This window comes from Paenibacillus sp. FSL R5-0527 (assembly GCF_038008055.1).
In the GTDB taxonomy this organism is placed as follows: domain Bacteria; phylum Bacillota; class Bacilli; order Paenibacillales; family Paenibacillaceae; genus Fontibacillus; species Fontibacillus macerans.
Map to the genome: position 1 here is coordinate 4,202,912 of NZ_JBBOYI010000001.1, position 18,912 is coordinate 4,221,823.

Sequence of the window (18,912 nt, forward strand, 5' to 3'; positions counted from 1 at the left end):
TGATTAGACGGGAGTTATTTTTTCGGCCGGCTCAAGCCTTGTCTGATCTTCCCCACGGTCAACAGCAATAGGGGAAGGCCCACCATGTTGACGGGAAGCGCAACGGGAACCCAATAATTGAGCAAATAATGGATAACCGCTTCGGCTACGTTTTGCGGAATCAAAGCGAAAAGAAGGATGACCGGCGCGATGAACCAGATCATGATACGCCAATTTTCAATATTCAGAAATTGCGCCGTCCCGTAGCTGGTTATGAACAAATATACCGCCAGTTTGATGAATACGCTGGCGAACCAAACGATAATCGGCAGCGGATCAAGGTTTTCGATAAATCCGAATATCGATATTTTCCGGGACATTTCAAAAAAAGGGTACCACATTTTGGAAGTTAGCGTCACCCCGATTGTCGTCGTAGCTATCGTCATGGCGATCAGGACGACAAACACGGCGACAATCACCGCTGCGAAGGCGTACCGCCCCCCTTTGCGCGGGGTGGTCAAAAAGCAGGCAAGCATAAGATACTCTACGGAGTGTCCAAGATAGGAGGCGGGGGCAAGCGAACCTTTGAGTATCGCCGCGATGCCGCTGTCCGCGTACACGGGAAGCAGGGAATTCAGGTTCACGTTGTTGATGCTGGCGAGCAAGGTAAGAAACACCATGATGATGACGATGGGCCGAGAATCTCGCTGCAGCGGGTGATCGATTCAATCCCCCCCGAATAAGTCGCATAGACGATCAGGGCAATCATAATCAACATAATCGCCCAACTCGGCGTCAGCGGAAGCATCATGACATGGATGACGTCGTTAAATTGCCGCAAAACGATGGGGAGGATGGTATACCATTGAATGAAATAGATCAGAATAACCGCTTTGCCCAGCCATTTTCCCAAGATGGTCTGGGACAATTGAATTAAATTCTGGTCCGGATATAGCAGTGTCGTTCGTGTGGTTATCAAGGTAACCACAAACGCAATGCAGCCGGCAACGATGATGGACATCCATATATCCTGCCTGGCCGCGTTTACACTTGGGGTTAACGTCATGATTAAGGTCATTCCCATAGCCATCAAAGTAATCATCCAGAAAACCTGCATGCCGGTTACCTTCATGCCAACCATCCTCAATTCTATTGTTAATCTCGTTTGATCAGATGTCCGGCAGCCTGTGTTCTTCCGAACCGTTCGATTTGGACATCGATGTTCACTTCGACCGGAATCGTCGGGTACAACGTATCCCATTGCTCCTTCAATTTCTTCCAGGCATAAGGGTGTTCGATATGGACCTTCCTGCCGAACCCGAATATATCCGATTTGAATTCCTGCTGTGAAATCGAGACGGCGCTTTCCATTGTTTTTTTCAGTTCGTCTTCATATTTCCGTTCCAGGCGATCATGGATCTCCGGATTGGTCATGTCGAGCTCCGTATCATTGGCGCTGATGATGCCCGTTACCGTGAGGTGAAGCATGACGGCGGGCTTCTCCTCGGCCACTCGAGTGTGAATGTCCCGCTTCACCTTCAAGACGTTCATATTCACGGTTCCTTTATATTCGGGAGTCGGGGGCTCGAACTGTACCGTCCAGCTCAGCGCATGGGTATTTTCCCGAAACAGCCGAAACGCTTTCTGCTCGTCTCCGGAAAGAAATCCGACCAGCTTGTTACCGCGGTAGGCGGCAATCTTGTCTAGTTTGAAGGTTGGATTTCCGGTTGCGTCCTTTGTTAGTTGAATGCCCGCCGTTACCGGAGACTTTCCATGAGCGGCGAGCGCATCCAAAAACTCATCGGCTTTGACAGACAGGGTAAAATCGCTTCTCATAATGTTGTTTATACCGACGGCGGGAATTTCCTCGAGCAGGTAAGAGGTGCTCAGAACCTCTTTGGCCGTCGTTCCATAAGCGGTTACGATATAGCTGTTATACCTGCTCTCCGGGGAGCGCATTAACGTATCCAACACCTGGTTTAATCCGTGTCTGCCGAGACTTTCGCCGATGACGATGACTCTCCTGAGCCCCAGCTTGATGGTCCGCGACAATTGCTGCTGCTCCTTGTTCAGGGTATCAATGCCGTCCTTTCCCTCCTCCGAAAGAACTACAAACGACTTGTTTCCTTTGGATTGCACGGGAGTCGGAAGTCCAATCGGCAAGGCGATTTGCAAGGAAGTAACCAGTTCCCCGTTTTCCGCCAGATCGAGACCGGAAGCCATGACAAAAGCAAGCTCGTCCATCTCCTTGCGGTCCCAGCATCCCGTAAGGATGCCGAGGCATAATGCTGTAACCGCCCACGTCCAGGCGATTCTGAGAAACTTCATTTCTTCTTCAGCTCCAATTCCTGCCCGGCGGGACGTTGCCGTTTATTGAGCACCTGCCAAGGGGCTCTAGAGAATACGTCAAGCAAACCGGCCGTATGAAGCGGAGCGACAGGGGCCAAATAGGGGACGCCGAAGGAGCGCAAATTGGTCAAATGAATCAGAATGGCGATCAGACCGGCGCCGACCCCGTAAAGCCCAAACGTCCCGGCGCAAAGCAGCAGCGGAAAACGCAAAAGGCTGACCGCCTGGTTTAAAGTCGGATTGGGAATCAGAAACGAGGCGATCCCCGTCAACGACACTACAATAACGAGGGGCGCCGATATAATGCCGGCCTGAACGGCCGCTTGTCCGATGACCAGCGCGCCTACGATGCTGATGGTCTGCCCGACGGGACGAGGCAGGCGGACCCCGCCCTCGCGCAGCGCCTCGAACGTGACCTCCATCATAAGCGACTCCATAAGTGCCGGAAACGGAACAACTTCCCGCGATGCCGCAAGGGTCATCGTCAACGACGACGGGATCATTTCGGAATGATAAGTTGTGACCGCTACGAAGATGGAAGGCAGGGCAAGTGCCAGGAAGGCAAACAAATATCTCAGCATACGCAGCATGGAACCGAACATGAAATTGATGTAGTAATCCTCAACCGTTTGGAACGCGAACCAGAACGTCACGGGCAGGATCAGCGCAAAGGGCGAGCCGTTCACAAGCAAAGCCACTTTTCCTTCGATCAGGGCGGCCGAGACGGCATCGGGCCGCTGGGTCGACTGAATTAACGGAAACGGAGACCGGGGGTGATCGCTGATCAATTCTTCAATATACCCGGAGGACAGTACGCTGTTCATATCGATTTTGGCTAGCCGCCGCCGAACTTCCTCTACAACGTTTGGAGCTACCAAACCGTCGATATAGACGATCGCCATCTCGGTTTGCGTCGTCGTTCCCAAGACGATATTTTCCATCTTCAGCTGCGGCGTGCGGACAATATGGCGAAGCAGCGCCATGTTGACTTCGATTCTCTCGATAAAACCGATCCGCGGGCCGCGAATTACCGATTCGGTGCTGGGCTCTTCCAGTTGGCGCTGCAGTTTGTCCTTGATTTTAATGGATAACGCCTGTCTGGAAGACTCGATAAATAAAATGACCTCGCCATTGACAATGCGTCTGACGGCATCTTTCAGATCTGTCACCGTTTCCATCAGGACAATCGACGGCAGTTGATGCTTCAAGCGTTCGATCAACTGCTCCGGGGACTCGGATTCTTGAGGGTCCAGCTTCATTAATGGCGTTAACAACCCTTCGTCCCAAAGCGTATGATCGACCAACACCTCGAGATACGCTGCCAAGCAGGGTAATGAATGAAAAAGATAAAATTTCCGCATGGCCAGATCGGCGCAATGCTCAAAGGTCTGTCCGATTGCCGTTTCGTTGGAGGCGAGTTTGTCGGATAGCGGTACTTCGGGAGTCGGATCGATCCCTGCCAGTTTTTGGGCTAGGCGTTTGGATAAACGTGTGTTTTTCAACGATATTCACTCCATAATGTTCATACTGATTAGGGTATCCTGGATCTTCCAGTTTATTCGGGAACAACGCAAAAGGCCGGTGCCAAAAAGGCACGGCCGACAAAGCAGGTATAAATTTCCTATGCAGCAAGCATACTTCAACCATAAGATTTTAGGAAAAGTGGAAGGGAAAAGGGTGATGAAAAGCTTTGGGAAGGCAATCGCCTTTTTGGTGATTGTCGCATTATCGGGCCTTGTCCTGTATTTATCCGTGACCCTGTCGCCGGGCTAAGCGAAATATGGCAGTTAGGGGTTTCCCTGGCTGCTGCTTTCACGTTTTAGGTATGGTTTGAAGTCAGAGGTTTGAGGATGTGTCAACCAGTCCTTCAATATAAGTCTTGTCAGGTGTTTTCTTATGGACGATAAAGCGATTCTGCTGGGCCAAAGGTGAGCAATTGGGAAGAAATATTTATCAAGATCCAATGATATACTTATGGTTAAATAAAAAATATCGAAGCACAGAGAGGGGATGACCGTGAGCCGCGTAGACAGGTCAAGCAACAATCCGCCAATGAATCATTGGAAAAGAAACATTATTCTCTTTTTGAGCAGCCAGACGATCTCACTATTTGGTTCATCTTTGGTGCAGTATGCCATCATGTGGTATATTACGCTGAATACGAAGTCCGGAATGATGATGACGCTCTATATCCTCTGCGGCTTTATTCCGACATTTATTTTATCTCCGGTTGCCGGCGTATGGGCCGACCGTTACAACCGGAAGCTGCTGATTATGCTGGCGGACGGAATGATCGCGACGGTAACGCTGGTACTCGCGCTGCTGTTTTTGCTGGGCTATGACGCAACCTGGCTCCTGTTTGTGATCTCCGCGGTGCGCGCGTTGGGGACCGGGGTCCAAACCCCGGCGGTGAGCGCGATTTTGCCGCAGATCGTGCCGAGCGATAAGCTGACGAAGGTCAACGGGACCAACGGAAGCTTGCAGGCGGTGATTATGTTCGTATCTCCGATCGTAAGCGCCGCGCTGTTAACCGTAGCGTCCATCGAGATGATCTTTTTCATCGACGTTGTGACCGCCGCCATCGCTATTTTAACGCTGCTGCTGTTTTTCCGAATTCCGGTTCACCAAAAAGCCGCCGGCGCACAAACGACAGGGTATTTCAGCGATATGAAGCAAGGTTTGAATTACATTAAAAACCATGCTTTTCTGAAGACGTTTTTTGTGTATTTTGCCATATTTATGGTGATGATGGCCCCTGCCGCCTTTTTGACGCCGCTCCAGGTAACGCGTACCTTCGGGGATGAGGTATGGCGGCTCACGGCGATTGAAATCGCCTTTTCCGTCGGCATGATGGCCGGGGGAGGATTGATCGCCGCGTGGGGCGGATTTCGCAACAAAATTCACACGATGGCCGCCGCGAGTCTTTTGATGGGCGCCTGTACGTTTTTGCTCGGCGTCGTTCCGTTCTTTTGGATCTATTTGTTGTTTATGGCCGTTTTCGGCGTGGCGATGCCGATTTTCAACACCCCGACCAACGTGCTGATCCAGGAAAAAGTGGATGAGAACTTCTTGGGCCGCGTATTTGGCGTGATCGGTATGATATCGACTTCGATGATGCCGGTCGGCATGCTGATTTTCGGCCCGATCGCCGACGTCATTCAAATCGAGTGGCTGCTGATCGGTACCGGTTTGCTGATGCTGATTCTCTCGGTGTTTTTGGGCCGAAACCAAGTATTGCTTGAAGCGGGCAAACCATCGTTAAAGGAATCCTCGGCATAGTTGAACTATATAAGGAAATGCTCATATACGGGAAATGGTGTGGCTGTGAGGCTGCACCATCTTTTTTTTGGAGCAAAATTTGTATTCGCCATTATAGTTGACTTCAAGGCGGCAGGGTGATCGCCGGCGGGACCGAGATTAGCCGGTTGAATGCCGACAAGCTGACCGATTACAGGCGCGGGGATATCGGTTTCGTTTTCCAGTTTTACAACCTGGTGCCCAATCTTACCGTTGCATCGGGGTTGGATTCGTCGTTGTCATGCTTTCCTATGAGCTGTCGAAGCTGCTTTGCAGAAAAAAAGTCCATGCCGTATCGATGAGCGAAGCCTTGAAAGCGGGAACGGAATAGAAGAGTTGTGCTTTTGCTGTTGAGGCCGCAATCAAATGGGATTGCGGCCTTAACCTTTTATATATCCACTTTCGGTATGAGTGATCTTATATTGACAGGATAGTGCATTAAGTGTTTAATGTGTATTGTGGTAATACACACTAAAGGAAAGATGGCTGATAAAATGAAAATCCTCATATCTAATACATCAGACGTTCCGCTATATCAGCAAATTAAAGACCAAATAAAAGATGCGATTTTTCAGGGCGAGTTGGTTGAAGGTGACCTGCTTCCCTCCATTCGCAGCTTTGCAAATGACTTAAAGGTTAGCGTACTAACTATTAGACGGGTATATGACGAAATGGAAAAAGAAGGTTTTATTGTAAGTCAAGTTGGAATTGGTACATTTGTTTCTGCTCAAAATTTGGAAATCCTTCGAGATTCCAAGCGTCGCCTTGTTGAACAAAAGATGCAGGATATGATACAGACGGCAAAAATGCTTAATATTAGCAAAGAAGAACTAAACGCAATGATGGAAATATTGTACGAGGAGATTTAGACGATGAATAACATTTTGGAGGTTTCAGGACTTTGTAAGTCATATCGGGATTTTTCTTTAGAAAATGTGAGTTTCTCTTTGCCGGAGGGGTGTATCACCGGGTTTATCGGTATTAATGGAGCTGGGAAAACTACTACAATTAAAACCATTCTGGGACTTGTACAAAGACGCTCTGGAACAGTAAAAGTATTTGGGAAAGAATTGGATAAACATGAAAGGGAGCTAAAAAATCGTATTGGCGTTGTGTTGGATGGAGGCAGTTTCTATGATGATTTGACAATGGCTGAAATGAAAAGCGTTATCGCTCCAGCTTATTCCAAATGGAATGATAAAACCTTTAAGGAATACATGGAGAGCTTCTCTTTGAATTCCCGGCAAAAGATTGCGACGCTGTCAAAAGGTATGCGTATGAAATACGCTTTGGCTCTAGCCCTTTCCCATGAAGCTGAATTGCTTATAATGGATGAGCCAACAAGCGGCCTTGATCCTTTGATAAGGAGTCAACTTTTAGCAATAATCAAGGATTACATGAAACAGGAGGGGAAAGGAGTTTTTTTTTCAACGCATATTACCTCTGATTTAGATAAGGTTGCTGATATGCTCATCTTGATCGATCAAGGGAAAATCATTTTTGAGCAAGAAAAAGACACCTTACTTGAGGGCCATCATGTCGTAAAGGGCGATATTAATGCGTTAAACAGCAAAAATAGATCTCTGTTTCTGAATCTTCAAGCTACAAATTATAGTTTTACCGGCATCACAAAGCATTTGCCGGATGTTCAACAAATGATGTCTGATATTGTGATTGAACGGCCCACTATTGAGAACATTATGTTGGCTTATATTGAAAGGGGGCTAAAAGGATGATTCTGCAGCTGGTTAAGAAAGATTTTCTATTATCCAAAAATTTCTTTCTCATTATTATGGCAATGGTTATCGGGCTACCTCTGTTTATTGCAAGTCGCAGTCCGGAAATCTTGGGTGTCGGCTCTTTTATGCTTACGGTCATTTTTGCTGAGTTAATATTAGGGCAGTATGTCGCAATGATAGAGCTGAAATATCCAAAGGTTAATGCTTTGCTGTGTGCCGCTCCTTTTTCGCGCAGCGATATTGTTGTGGCTAAGTATATCCACTTTCTGCTGGTTTTTGTTTGTTGTTGCGTTGTATATGGTTTGACCTCCTTGATGATGCCATCGATTCCCTCAATCACTCCTTTTGCGATTTTGATGACTTTATTAATAAACGTTGTCATATACGGTATATATACTCCTTTTCAATTTAAGTTCGGAGTGGAAAAAACCAAATATGCTTTTATGATTATACTTTTTGCGGCTTCATTTGGAACACCTCTGATTTATAACATAGTTTCGGGAATGGATCTCACCATTTTTTCAAACCTGCCGGAGGGCATGAAATACCTGATTTTAATTACTCTTGTTGTTATGATTTTAGGTATTTCTATAGCTATGTCGATTAAGATCTTTTCTAAAAATGAGCTTTAAGCTTTGCCCGACCTAAAAAAACGGAACGAACAATCTCGGCCTTCAAAATAACGGCAATTTACGTACTTATAATCCGGATTTATAGTCTATGTCAGCTCATTAGCGGCAATTTTTGTACTTATTTTTCTATAAACGGTCCAGAACGGGTAGCCTTTCCTCGCAGCGTAGGAAAATAGCGACATAAATTGTCTCTATTTCTCCCAAGCTGACGGATATCGCAGAAATAACGCCGTTTTTTGCTCTTATATTTCCGCTTGTGCTTTTGGTGTTGATGTACACCCGATTCTAGCCCGATTACTTTGTCATACGCCGTTTTTTAAGTTTAGTTGTAAAGAATTCTCAAAGGACCGCAGGGCTCATATCTCTGGCGTTTTTTCTTTTTTCGCTTCCGGCGAAGCGTATAACTAAAAAATGTCCACTTATCTGAAAAATCTATAATTTTCCAATGGCAGCGTTTACATTATAATGAAACCAAGTTGCTCCTAAGGTATCCACTCAGGGTGAAAAGGATGAAGAGGATGAGCAGGATGAACGAATTGCACAAGATGCAGGGAGGAAGGGATAGAAGAAATGGCAAACATCCGAAAACTGCCGATGTTGCTTGGCGTACTGATCTTTGTTGCGGCAGTGGCGCTTGCGGGCTGCGGAGGCGGCAATAGCGTTAACAGCAGCAGCATTAACGGCAATCAAGGCGTTTCCCCCAATACCGCGAATCCGTCAAACGGGAGCGAATCCGCGGCGGAAACGGCCGGCCCGGCGAACGGAGGTACAGACAAGGAACCCGTAACGCTGAAGTACACGTTCTGGGGAAGCCCGCAGGAGAAGAAAGCCCTGGAGGAGGCGACGAAAAAGTTCACTGAGAAATATCCCTGGATTACCGTCAACGCCGTGCATATTCCTGAAAGCGATTACGATACCAAGCTTACCGCGATGGTTGCGGCGGGCGAAACGCCGGATGCCGGTTATGTGCATGGGGAGCTGGGGGAGGCCTGGCAAAAGGAAGGGAAATTCATCAACTTCAACGAGATGTTCGCCAAGGATACGGAGCTGAAAAAAGAGGATTTCCTCGACTATATCTGGTTCAACGGCGACGATCCGAATTACACTTGGGGCATCAGCACGGCGGGCGAAACGTTCGCGCTGTTTTACAATAAGGACTTGTTCGAGGAGGCCGGCGTGGAAATGCCTCCAGCCAAAGCGGAGGACGCCTGGACGTGGGACCAGTTCGTGGAAGCCGCCAAGCAGCTGACGATCGACAAAAACGGTAAAAACGCCGCGGATCCGGGCTTCGATAAGGACAATATCAAGCAATTTGGCGTTTCGTTCGAGAGCTGGTACGGTCCGGTGATGGCGCACATCGTCAACAACGAAGGCGACCTCGTTTCGGAGGACGGGACGAAGTTCGCTCTCGATCAGCCGGAAGCGGTGGAAGCGATCCAGCGGTTGGCCGACCTGATCAACGTTCACCATGTCGCGCCCAACCCGGTGCAGGCCAAATCGATCCCGTCGCAGGCGGTCGCTTTGCAATCCAAGCTGGTGGCGATGAGTATGCACGGGCAATGGATCAATCTCGATCTCGGGGCGGCCAAGGTCAATTACGATATCGGCGTCCTTCCGAAGATGAAGCGCAGCGTTGCCATGGGCATCAGCGGCGTCAGCGCCATGTTCAAATCGACGAAACATCCGGAAGCAACGTGGCTGCTCACCAAATTCCTCGCCGACCCTTCCGGCGCGTTAAACCTATATCGGGACGGCCTGTGGATGCCGACGCTCAAGAAATGGTACACCGATCCCGAGCTTGTCGCCCAGTGGGCGGAAAACAATCCGTCGCACCCGTCAGGCTTCAAGGATGCTTTCCTGACCAACCTGCTGAATAACAGCACGCCATCGCCGGTATATTACGTGAAAAACTTCGGCAAGGTCAGCTCCTTGGCGTTTTCCGCGCTGGACCCCGTGTGGCTCGGCAAACAATCGGCCGAAGAAGCCATGAAAGAGGTCGCTTCCAAGGTCCAGCCGGAAATCCAGGGCCGTTACGGCAAATAGAGAAACCGGCGGCATAGGGGAGGCGCGCGTCGGGGACGTTTGGTCCGTATCGGACCCGCGCGCTTTCGGGAAGCCGGGAGGAGGAGAGACTTATGAGGTCTGTCGCTGAAACATTCCGTCAAGCGGCGTTCGATCCCATGCAAGGCGCCCGGAGGCGAAGGAGAAAGGAACTGAAATACGGCTTGCTGTTTGCTTCTCCAGTGCTGCTTGGCTACCTGATATTTGTGCTGGGTCCGCTTATATTCACATTTTTGCTCGGGTTTACCGAGTACAGCATGGTCGGGAGCCCGAAGTTCGTGGGCTTGGAGAATTTCGCGCGGCTGTTCAGCGGCAAGGAACCGCTTTTTTACGACGCCGCGGTCAGCACGCTGTATTACGTGTTCGTCAGCGTTCCGCTGGGCATCGCGTTTTCCTTTCTCCTGGCGCTGCTGCTTAACGGTAAAATCAAAGGAAGGGCGTTTTTCCGCGGTTTGTTTTACCTGCCGGTCGTGATCCCGCTGGCCGCGTCGTCGATCATCTGGCTGTGGATGCTGCAGCCGGATTTCGGAATCGTCAATTATGCGCTTGGTTTATTCCATTTGCCCAAGTTTTCCTGGCTCTCCTCGGACACCACCGTCATTCCGACTTTGATCCTCTTCAGCCTGTGGTTGACGGGGAACACGATGGTGATCTTCCTGGCCGGGTTGCAGAATATTCCGGCGCAGCTGTACGAGGCAGTCGAGGTGGACGGCGGCAACACCATGCATAAAATTTGGTACATTACGCTGCCGATGAGCTCTTCGATCATTTTTTTCAACACGGTCATCGGGTTCATCAATGCGTTTCAGACCTTCGTGCAACCCGCGGTCATGACGCAGGGCGGACCGGACAACGCCAGTTACCTGATCGTTTATTACTTGTTCAAGGAAGGGTTTCAGTTTACGAAGTTCGGCACGGCCAGCGCTGTAGCAACCTTATTGTTCCTCGTTGTTCTGCTGTGCACGTTCGTCCTGTTCAAATTTTCCAATTCGCTGGTTTATTACGAAGGGCGGGAAAGCGGGAGATGAAAATTCGCAAAATCGCCGTCCGCTTGAGCCTTTATGCCATTTTGACGGCGGGCGGGCTCGTGTTCGTTTTTCCTTTCTACTGGATGCTGCGAACGGCGTTCGTGGGCATGGACGGCCTGTTTGCCATTCCGCCGGACATCGTGCCGGACTCTCTAAGGTTCGACAACTTCGCCGAAGCGCTTTCGAGCAATTCTTTTGGCCGCTATTTCTGGAACAGTACGGTCGTCACGGCGCTTTCCATTGCCGGCGTCGTCCTTTCGAGTTCGGTGTGCGCGTACAGTTTTTCGCGGATTACGTGGTCAGGCAGAGACAAAATATTCGGCTTTATTCTTACAGGGTTGATGATGCCTTTTTTCGTCGTGATGATTCCGCATTTTCTCGGCTGGAAAACCCTCCATTTGACCGATACGCTCGTTCCCCTGATTGCGCCGGCCTGGTTCGGCGGAGGGGTGTTCAACATCTTTCTGCTGCGCCAGTTTTTTCTGACGATCCCGCGGGAAATGGACGAAGCGGCCAAAATGGACGGGGCCGGACATTTCCGGATTTACTGGAACGTGATTATGCCGCTCGGCAAGCAGTCGCTCATCGTCGTCGGCATGCTGACTTTTCTGGCCAACTGGAACGATTATCTGGCTCCGATGGTGTTCATTTCCTCGGAAAAAAATTACACGCTGATGCTGGGACTCACATTGTTTCAGGGTACGTATTCGGCGCAATGGCATCTGATGATGGCCGCGACTGCCATTATCGTGCTGCCTTCGCTCGCGGTATTTCTCGTCGGTCAGCGATATTTTGTGGAGGGAATCGCGATGAGCGGTGTAAAAGGCTGAAAGGCTTGGCAGGATTTTTTGGAGCAAGATGCAGGAAACAGTCCCTTTCATACCAAATTATTCTATGGGAATGAGGCATAAGGAGGGAGGAAGATGCTGCATTTTCTGTTGGTCGACGACGAGCCGGGCCATGTGATCGGGTTCACCAAACTGCTGGGCAAGCTGAGGCCGGGCGACGCCGTCAGTTCCGCGCGCAGCGGCGAGGAGGCTTTGCGTCTGTGTGAAAGGAGAGTGTTTGATCTCATCTTTACGGATATCCGGATGCCGCAAATGACCGGGCTGGAATTTATGGAAAAGCTTGATCCGGCAAACCGGACGAAGGTGGTTGTGCTGAGCGGGTACGATTTTTTCGAATATGCTCAGCAGGCGATTACGTTTGGAGCGTTCGGCTATTTGCTGAAGCCGGTTGATGCCGCCAAGCTGCAGGAGGTGTTTGCGCGGGCGGAGCAGATCAGCGAGCGGGAGCGGCGCGACCGCTTAAGGGAGCAGGAGCTGGCGGCCAGGATTGACCGCATGGAGCCGGCGTACAGCGGCAAGCTGCTGCAATCGTGGATCTACGGCACCCTAAACGGCGATCGGCTGGGGGAGCTTAAGGTGATCCTGCCATTTGCCGGTGCGGGCACAGCCGTCAGCGTAAAACGGAATTCTTCCTTTGGGCCGGAAGAGGCGTCGCGGGTACAAACCTTGCTTCGCAGGTACGGCGGCTGCTTCTGCTTCGTCAATGAACATGACGACGAGGAACTGATCTGCGTGCTCGGCGATGGCGTTGATCCGCAGGCGGCCGGGCAGGTCTTTGAGGAACCGGAGCTGCGGTTCGGGGCGGGGCATCTATCGGCCGGGATCGGCAGCCGCAGGGATCGTCTCCTGGAGGAAGCCCACATCAGCGTCCGCGAAGCCCGGTTCGCCAGGCAGGAGCATTTCTATGAGGAAGATCGAGCCGTGTTTGCGATCGGGGCCAGCAGGCTGGACCGGGAACGCATTCCGGCGCTGGCTTCCGCCGCGGAAACCGCGCTGAAGGAGGCGCTGCGGAGCGGAGACGAACAGGCCGTGACAGCCGCGCTGGCCGGCATGTTCCGCGAGTGGCGCTCCCCTCCTTACCCGCTGCCGCATCGTTTGCGGGATAAATGCAAGCTGCTGCTCGTCAAATTGATCGAAGATCACGACCTGCTCAGAGAAGGCAGCTTGCATGACGATTTTTTGCGGGAGATCGAGGTTTTGACCGAGCATACGGCCGTCTATTCCCAATTGGAAGGCGGCGTGCTTGAAGTGGTGGTTCGCGCCGTCCGCACGATCAAGGAATGGAAGGAAAATCACCGCCATCAGCTCGTTCAGCGCTGCCTGGCCTACATCGACGAACACTACCGGTCCGACATTTCGCTCGAATCCACAGCGCAGAGGTTTGGACTCAGCGCTGGTTATTTTAGCCAATATTTCAAAAACAAGCTGAAAATCAATTTCACGGTATACCTGAACCAAGTCCGCTTATCCAAAGCCAAAGCCATGTTGGAACATGAAACTTTACGCGTCTACAAAATCGCCGAAGCGGTCGGTTACCAGGACGTAAAGTATTTCAACCGAGTGTTTAAAAAAGAGTTCGGGATGACGCCGGAGGAGTACCGCAAGACGATCCGCATCCTGCGCCAAAAGCGGGGGTAACCGTGCCATGAAACGCGTTCTCCGCCGGTTCGCCCGGCTCAAGTTGCGGACCAAACTAATCGTTTACTACGTTTTCCTCATCACGTTCCCCATAATTCTCATCAGTTATGCCTACTACAAGACCAGCTCCGACATCATTCTGAAGCACGCCAGCGACAGCATGCAGGAGGTTGTACAGAAAAACAACCAATATACCGACATGGTGCTAAGCCGGATCAAGGACCAGTCGCTGTCGCTGCTGGCCGATCCGGATTTATTCCAACTGTTCGACAGATCGGCCCCGACGGATCTGCTGGAACTTCTGCAAATGGACCGAAAAGTATCGGAGATTCTGAACATGTATTACGCCTCGGAGCCCAGCGTCGAAAGCGTTCAGCTTGTCACCGGCTATTACAGCTTTGGCGGAACGGCCATCCTGACCTCCAGGCCGACCTTCGTCTCGGTCAAACCGGACAAACTGCACGCATCCAAGCTCTACCGGGACACGCTCCGGGCCGACGGCAAACTGATCTGGATTCCCACGTATGATTTTGCCAAGCAGTTTGACCAAGAGGAACTCGGAGACTTGGATCCGCGGTACCGTTATGTTTTCTCCGCCTCCCAATTGCTGAAAAGCTCAATCGTCCAGGACGGCGTGGTCAAGAGCTGGGGAACGCGCACCGAGAATCCGATCCTGCTCATTAACTTCAACGAAAGCTTTTTTCGTTCGCCCCAGCCGGGCAAGACGGCGCTCGACGGCTCCTACATGTTCGTCGTTTCCCCGCAGGGAGAAATCGTGGCTCATCCCGATACCGCCAGGCTAACGGACATTGAAACGGCGGGTTGGCTGGACAAAGCGATTGCCTTCAAGACCGGGACGGCGATTTCCAAAGTCAACGGGAAAAAGATGCTGATCTGTTACGATACGTCGGAAATAACCGGCTGGATCAGCGTTCTGGTCGTTCCTTACGACAGGCTGTTGAGCGATCTGCCTTTGGTCCATACGTACAGCTTGTACATCGCGGCCGTGCTGATCGCCGTTTCCATCGCCGTCGCCTACATGATTTCGGGCTGGCTGACGATCCCGATCAAGAAGCTGCTGGTGGCGATTCAACTGACCGGGAGCGGCGTGTTTTCTACCAAAATCCCGGAGCAGAACGACCTTGAATTCGGCATTCTGATCAATAAATTTAATTTGATGAACGAAAAAATCAGCGACCTGATCAACGAAAACTACGAGACCCGGCTCAGGGAAAAAGAAGCCGAAATCATGGCGCTTAATCTTCAGCTCAATCCCCATTTTTTGTACAACACGCTTAACGTTATTAACTGGATGGCGCTCGAGCGAAATGAAGAGGAGATCAGCAAAATGCTCATCTGCTTATCGACGATGCTCCAATATACGGTTAAAAACAAACGGGAGCTCGTCGCTTTCGGCGATGATATCGCGTGGCTCAAGAGCTACCTGCATATCATGGAGCAGCGTTATAGCGGGGTGTTTGAAGCTAGGTACGAGCTTGACCTTATTCCGCCGGATTGCAAGGTTCCGAAAATGTTTTTGCAGCCGATCGTCGAAAACGCGATCATTCACGGTTTTGCTTTACGGACCAGCGGCGGACTGCTGCGCATTACCGGTCATGAGGCGGAAGGCGCGCTGGTGTTTACGGTGGAGGACAACGGACAAGGCATGGACGAAGAAACGCTTGCTTCCGCGCTGAATCCGGAAGCGCCCGGTGTTGGCATGGCCAACGTGTTAAACCGGATCAAGCTGCTTTACGGGGAAGCGTACGGGGTGAAGATCCGTTCGGCCCGGGACCAAGGCACGCGGGTTACCGTCCGGTTGCCAAGGCGGACATAGCGGCGGTGGCGGCGATGGCTTTATCCGGAAAGGAGGTGATGTTCCTTAGCTAAGCAGGATACAAAAAAAACAAACCTGGATCGGAGGAGAGGGCTGCTGAATCTAATTCCTGAATGGAAATGAAAAGGAGCGGTGAAATGATGGGACATGAACGGACGCTGACGAAACCCTTGAAGTTGATTGTCGGCTTGTTTGTCGCCAGCGCGCTGGCAGTCGCCATACCAAAGGCGGCCTCGGCCTATACGTTGTCAAACAGTGAGTTTCAAGTTACGACCGGAAACCATGGAGAAATCACGAACCTGCAAATCGTCGGGGACAGCTTCCCGACCAATTACGTGATGAACGCCACCAACGCTCCGCAGCAGAACACATCCGACCATCAATGGGTCGGTGAGCTGATGTTTACCTACCGGCTGGGAAGCGGTGCCTGGACGAAGGCCTGGACCAACCGTTCGGCGGACGGGCGGACGCAAAGCCAATCCGGCAACACGGTAAACATAACGTATCAGAACTCCAGCAATGCGGAAGGGATTCGCAACTTCAAAGTGGACGAGTCCTACGCTCTTCAAAGCGACCATTTGCGCTGGTCGATCACGGTAACCAATACCAGCAATCAGACGCTCGAAATCGGGGATTTCGGCCTGCCGCTTCCCTTCAATGAATACTGGTCCGCAGGAGGCGGGGAGCAGATCTACGAGTCGCGGGTCGTCACCCATTCCAACGTAGCAAACAATAATTCCTACATTACCGTGCAGCGGCCCAGCGGCATCGGCAATACGCTGCTGATGGTTCCGGATGCTTCGACCGGAGCCGGGTTCGAGTATATGGACAACTGGCGCATCGAAGAACATCCGGGCAGCAAATGGGCGGCCGATGAGGGCGGGTGGCCGGAAGGGCTGACCGTGTTCTACGTTCATTCCAACGTAATCAAAAGCACGAACCGCGGGTATCTGCCGAACACGAGCCTGGTGCTGGCGCCGGGTGCCAGCAAGACGTATGCGTTCAAATTTTTCAAGGCGGCGAATGAACAGGCAGTGAAGGACCGGCTGTACGCGGAAGGGATGATTGACTTCACCGTCGTGCCGGGGATGATCGTGCCGACCGACCAGACGGCGAAATTCAGCCTCCGGACCACGAAGCCGATTAATTCGGTCGTCGCCCAATATCCTTCGCAAACGACGATTACTCCGCTTGGAACCGCGCCGGGCGGCCACCGATTGTATTCGTTAACCTTAAGCCGGCTGGGGCAAAACGATATTACCGTCAACTACGGCAACGGCGAAAAAACCGTGCTGCAGTTTTACGCGATCGAACCGGTCGCCGACGCTTTGCAGCGCCATGCCACGTTTATGGTGAACAACCAGCAATGGAACGTGCCCGGCGACATCCGCGACAAAGTGTTCGACGACTGGATGATGCAGTCCAACTCCCGCCGCAATGTGTTTAACGGTTATTGGGGCTGGGGCGACGATTGGGGGCTGACGCACGGGCAGTTCCTGGCCGAGAAAAACGTGCAGAAACCGGTTGCCAAGGAAATCGAAGCCGTGGACAAGTATTTGGAAACGGCGATTTGGACCAACTTGATGAACGGCCATCATGAGGATTACCTGATTCACGATTTCCTGATGCCGGAACCGAACACGACGCCGACGTACCGGGGCTACGCTTATCCGCACGTCTACAACACGTATTTCAGCATGTACAAGCTCGCCAAAATGTACCCGGACATGATCGACTACATTCACCCGCGCACGACGTATTTGCTGCGTGCTTACAACATCTTCAAAGCGCTTTACGACGGACCGGTCGCATACAACTGGAACACCGGCTTGATGGGAGAAATGACGACGCCCGAGATCATCAAAGCGCTGCGCGAGGAAGGCTACACTTCCCAGGCCAATGACATCGTCAGCAAAATGAACACCAAATACAACAATTTCAAAAACACGACCTACCCGTACGGCTCGGAGTACAACTACGACAACACCGGGGAAGAGTCGGTGTACACCTTGGCCAAAATGAACAACAATCTGTCGATGATGGGCAAAATCAACACGAAGGTGCGGGCGACGCGCGGGGCTATGCCGCTGTGGTACTTCTATTCCGTACCGGTGACGATTACCGGGGAGCCGTGGTGGAACTTCCAGTACACCGTCGCGTTGCAAGGTTATGCGATGGATGACTGGGTGCGCAACCATTCGGCCAATCCGGAGGTCGAACAGCGTTTGACCTACGCTTCGAAGCTCGGCAACTTAAGCGCGATCAATTCCGGGCAGATCAGTTCGGACCCGGCCGATATCGGCGCGGTTGCCTGGACGTACCAAATGACCAAAGGCAACCACGGGGCGCTTGGCGTCGGAGGCGGGCCGCTGTTCAACGGCTGGCGCGGCATGTCCGGGGAAGCCGATCTGGGCCTTTGGGGCGCGATCAAGATTTTGAGCGCCGACGTGGCGGTCGATCCGCTGTTCGGACTTTACGGCTATGGGGCCGAGGTGACGAAGAACGGGAACAATTATGTCATCATCCCGAAGGACGGCGTATTCCAAAAGCTGAACCTGATTACGGAAAAACTCGGCATGGCGCTGGAGCGGGACACGTATACGACAGCTACGGTAGCTGCCGCCAAAGATTACGTCAACTTCTCGCTGAAAAACGCGACGCCCGGAACCGCCCATACGACGAAAGTCACCTTTAACGGTTTGGCGCCGGGCTCCTACAATGTGCTGATCAACAACAACGCCGCCGGCAGCGTGACCGCGGCGAACGGAACGCCCACGATCGTCAGCTTGAATATCGGCGCGGCCGCGACCTACGATATCAAGCTGCAGAAGGGCGGCGATCCCGAGGGTCCGGTGGATGTGGCTCCGCTGGCCACGGCCTCAACCTCGTATGTTTCACCGTGGGAGAGCCTGGCCGGGCTGAATGACGGGTATACGCCGGCCAGTTCGGCCGACCGGGGCCATCCCGTTTACGGCAATTGGGACAACCCGAACACGACGCAGTGGGTGCAATACGATTGGAATCAAAATTATACGCTCAACCGGGTCGACGTGTACTGGTTCGACGACGACCAGGGCATCGATTTGCCGGCTTCCTACACGATTCAATACTGGAACGGCTCGGCCTGGGTGAACGTCAGCGGGGCGTCGGGTTACGGCGTACAGCCCGACCGGTACAACACGACCACGTTCACGCCGGTGACGACAAATAAAATCCGGCTGAACATCGTCGCCAAAGCAACGACATCCACCGGTATCCAAAGCTGGAAGGTGTACGGCAAGTGATTCTAGCGAACAAGGACTCCCTCGGGAGTCCTTGTTCGGGTTTCGCACTAAATATGGAACGGTATTCACAGGGTGTCGCGTTTCGTAAACCTCCATAAACCAAGCAGCAGCAGGACGGTGAAATTCCTGCGGAAGATGGAACAAAAACTCATTCGGGAACAGCGGATTCTTTCCAGACGGGTGAAAGGTTCCTCGGGCTGGCAGTAACCGCAGGAACTGC

General features: G+C 51.8%; 14 protein-coding genes and 1 pseudogene. 11 read left to right on the top strand and 4 right to left on the bottom strand.

Translation table 11 applies throughout. The features are described 5' to 3' along the window. Positions 1 to 14: 14 nt before the first annotated feature. From NYE69_RS18425 to NYE69_RS18440, 4 genes are read right to left on the bottom strand one after another with little or no spacing between them, the layout of a single operon-like run. Positions 15 to 644 carry a GerAB/ArcD/ProY family transporter gene (locus NYE69_RS18425; protein ID WP_340927342.1) on the bottom strand — a complete coding sequence of 210 codons (630 nt, stop codon included), beginning with the start codon at positions 642 to 644 and terminating at the stop codon, positions 15 to 17. Then, on the bottom strand, positions 620 to 1,111 hold the full coding sequence (locus NYE69_RS18430) for a GerAB/ArcD/ProY family transporter (RefSeq protein ID WP_340927343.1): 492 nt from the start codon (positions 1,109 to 1,111) through the stop codon (positions 620 to 622). Before NYE69_RS18430 ends, NYE69_RS18425 begins: the two co-directional genes overlap by 25 nt. Positions 1,112 to 1,134: 23 nt before the next feature. Further along, the gene (locus tag NYE69_RS18435) at positions 1,135 to 2,307 is read right to left on the bottom strand and encodes a Ger(x)C family spore germination protein (protein ID WP_340927344.1); all 1,173 of its coding nucleotides are present in this window, start codon (positions 2,305 to 2,307) and stop codon (positions 1,135 to 1,137) included. Beyond that, the gene (locus NYE69_RS18440) at positions 2,304 to 3,830 is read right to left on the bottom strand and encodes a spore germination protein (protein WP_340927345.1); all 1,527 of its coding nucleotides are present in this window, start codon (positions 3,828 to 3,830) and stop codon (positions 2,304 to 2,306) included. The genes NYE69_RS18435 and NYE69_RS18440 overlap by 4 nt, the downstream gene beginning before the upstream one ends. A 550-nt stretch (positions 3,831 to 4,380) precedes the next feature. Between NYE69_RS18440 and NYE69_RS18445 the strand changes: the two genes are divergently transcribed. The 11 genes and pseudogenes from NYE69_RS18445 (at position 4,381) to NYE69_RS33750 (ending at position 18,692) form a co-directional block, all read left to right on the top strand. After that, positions 4,381 to 5,607 (top strand): MFS transporter, encoded by a 1,227-nt coding sequence (locus NYE69_RS18445; RefSeq protein ID WP_340927346.1) that lies wholly within the window; start codon positions 4,381 to 4,383, stop codon positions 5,605 to 5,607. Positions 5,608 to 6,119: 512 nt separating this feature from the next. After that, positions 6,120 to 6,494, top strand: a complete 375-nt coding sequence (locus NYE69_RS18455) for a GntR family transcriptional regulator (RefSeq protein WP_326045367.1) — start codon at positions 6,120 to 6,122, stop codon at positions 6,492 to 6,494. A 3-nt stretch (positions 6,495 to 6,497) separates the two neighbouring features. Next, entirely contained in the window at positions 6,498 to 7,361 is an 864-nt protein-coding gene (locus NYE69_RS18460) for an ABC transporter ATP-binding protein (protein WP_340927347.1), read from the top strand. Continuing rightward, positions 7,358 to 7,996 (top strand): ABC-2 transporter permease, encoded by a 639-nt coding sequence (locus NYE69_RS18465; RefSeq protein WP_326045345.1) that lies wholly within the window; start codon positions 7,358 to 7,360, stop codon positions 7,994 to 7,996. Before NYE69_RS18460 ends, NYE69_RS18465 begins: the two co-directional genes overlap by 4 nt. Positions 7,997 to 8,566: 570 nt before the next feature. Further along, a complete protein-coding gene (locus NYE69_RS18470; RefSeq protein ID WP_270619434.1) occupies positions 8,567 to 10,039 on the top strand; it encodes an ABC transporter substrate-binding protein in 1,473 nt (490 codons plus the stop codon). A gap of 92 nt (positions 10,040 to 10,131) precedes the next feature. Next, positions 10,132 to 11,085, top strand: a complete 954-nt coding sequence (locus NYE69_RS18475; RefSeq protein WP_326045347.1) for a carbohydrate ABC transporter permease — start codon at positions 10,132 to 10,134, stop codon at positions 11,083 to 11,085. Beyond that, the gene (locus NYE69_RS18480; protein ID WP_270619432.1) at positions 11,082 to 11,915 is read left to right on the top strand and encodes a carbohydrate ABC transporter permease; all 834 of its coding nucleotides are present in this window, start codon (positions 11,082 to 11,084) and stop codon (positions 11,913 to 11,915) included. The genes NYE69_RS18475 and NYE69_RS18480 overlap by 4 nt, the downstream gene beginning before the upstream one ends. Positions 11,916 to 12,008: 93 nt before the next feature. After that, complete coding sequence (locus NYE69_RS18485; RefSeq protein WP_340927348.1) at positions 12,009 to 13,571, top strand: response regulator; 1,563 nt, start codon at positions 12,009 to 12,011, stop codon at positions 13,569 to 13,571. Positions 13,572 to 13,578: 7 nt separating this feature from the next. Next, entirely contained in the window at positions 13,579 to 15,408 is a 1,830-nt protein-coding gene (locus NYE69_RS18490; RefSeq protein ID WP_340927349.1) for a sensor histidine kinase, read from the top strand. 140 nt (positions 15,409 to 15,548) lie between these two features. Continuing rightward, positions 15,549 to 18,269, top strand: a pseudogene (locus tag NYE69_RS18495) (DUF5695 domain-containing protein); the annotation flags it as partial. Then, positions 18,267 to 18,692, top strand: coding sequence for a galactose-binding domain-containing protein (locus NYE69_RS33750; protein WP_412761658.1), 426 nt, complete (start codon positions 18,267 to 18,269; stop codon positions 18,690 to 18,692). The pseudogene NYE69_RS18495 and the gene NYE69_RS33750, both read left to right, overlap by 3 nt. Positions 18,693 to 18,912 lie beyond the last annotated feature (220 nt).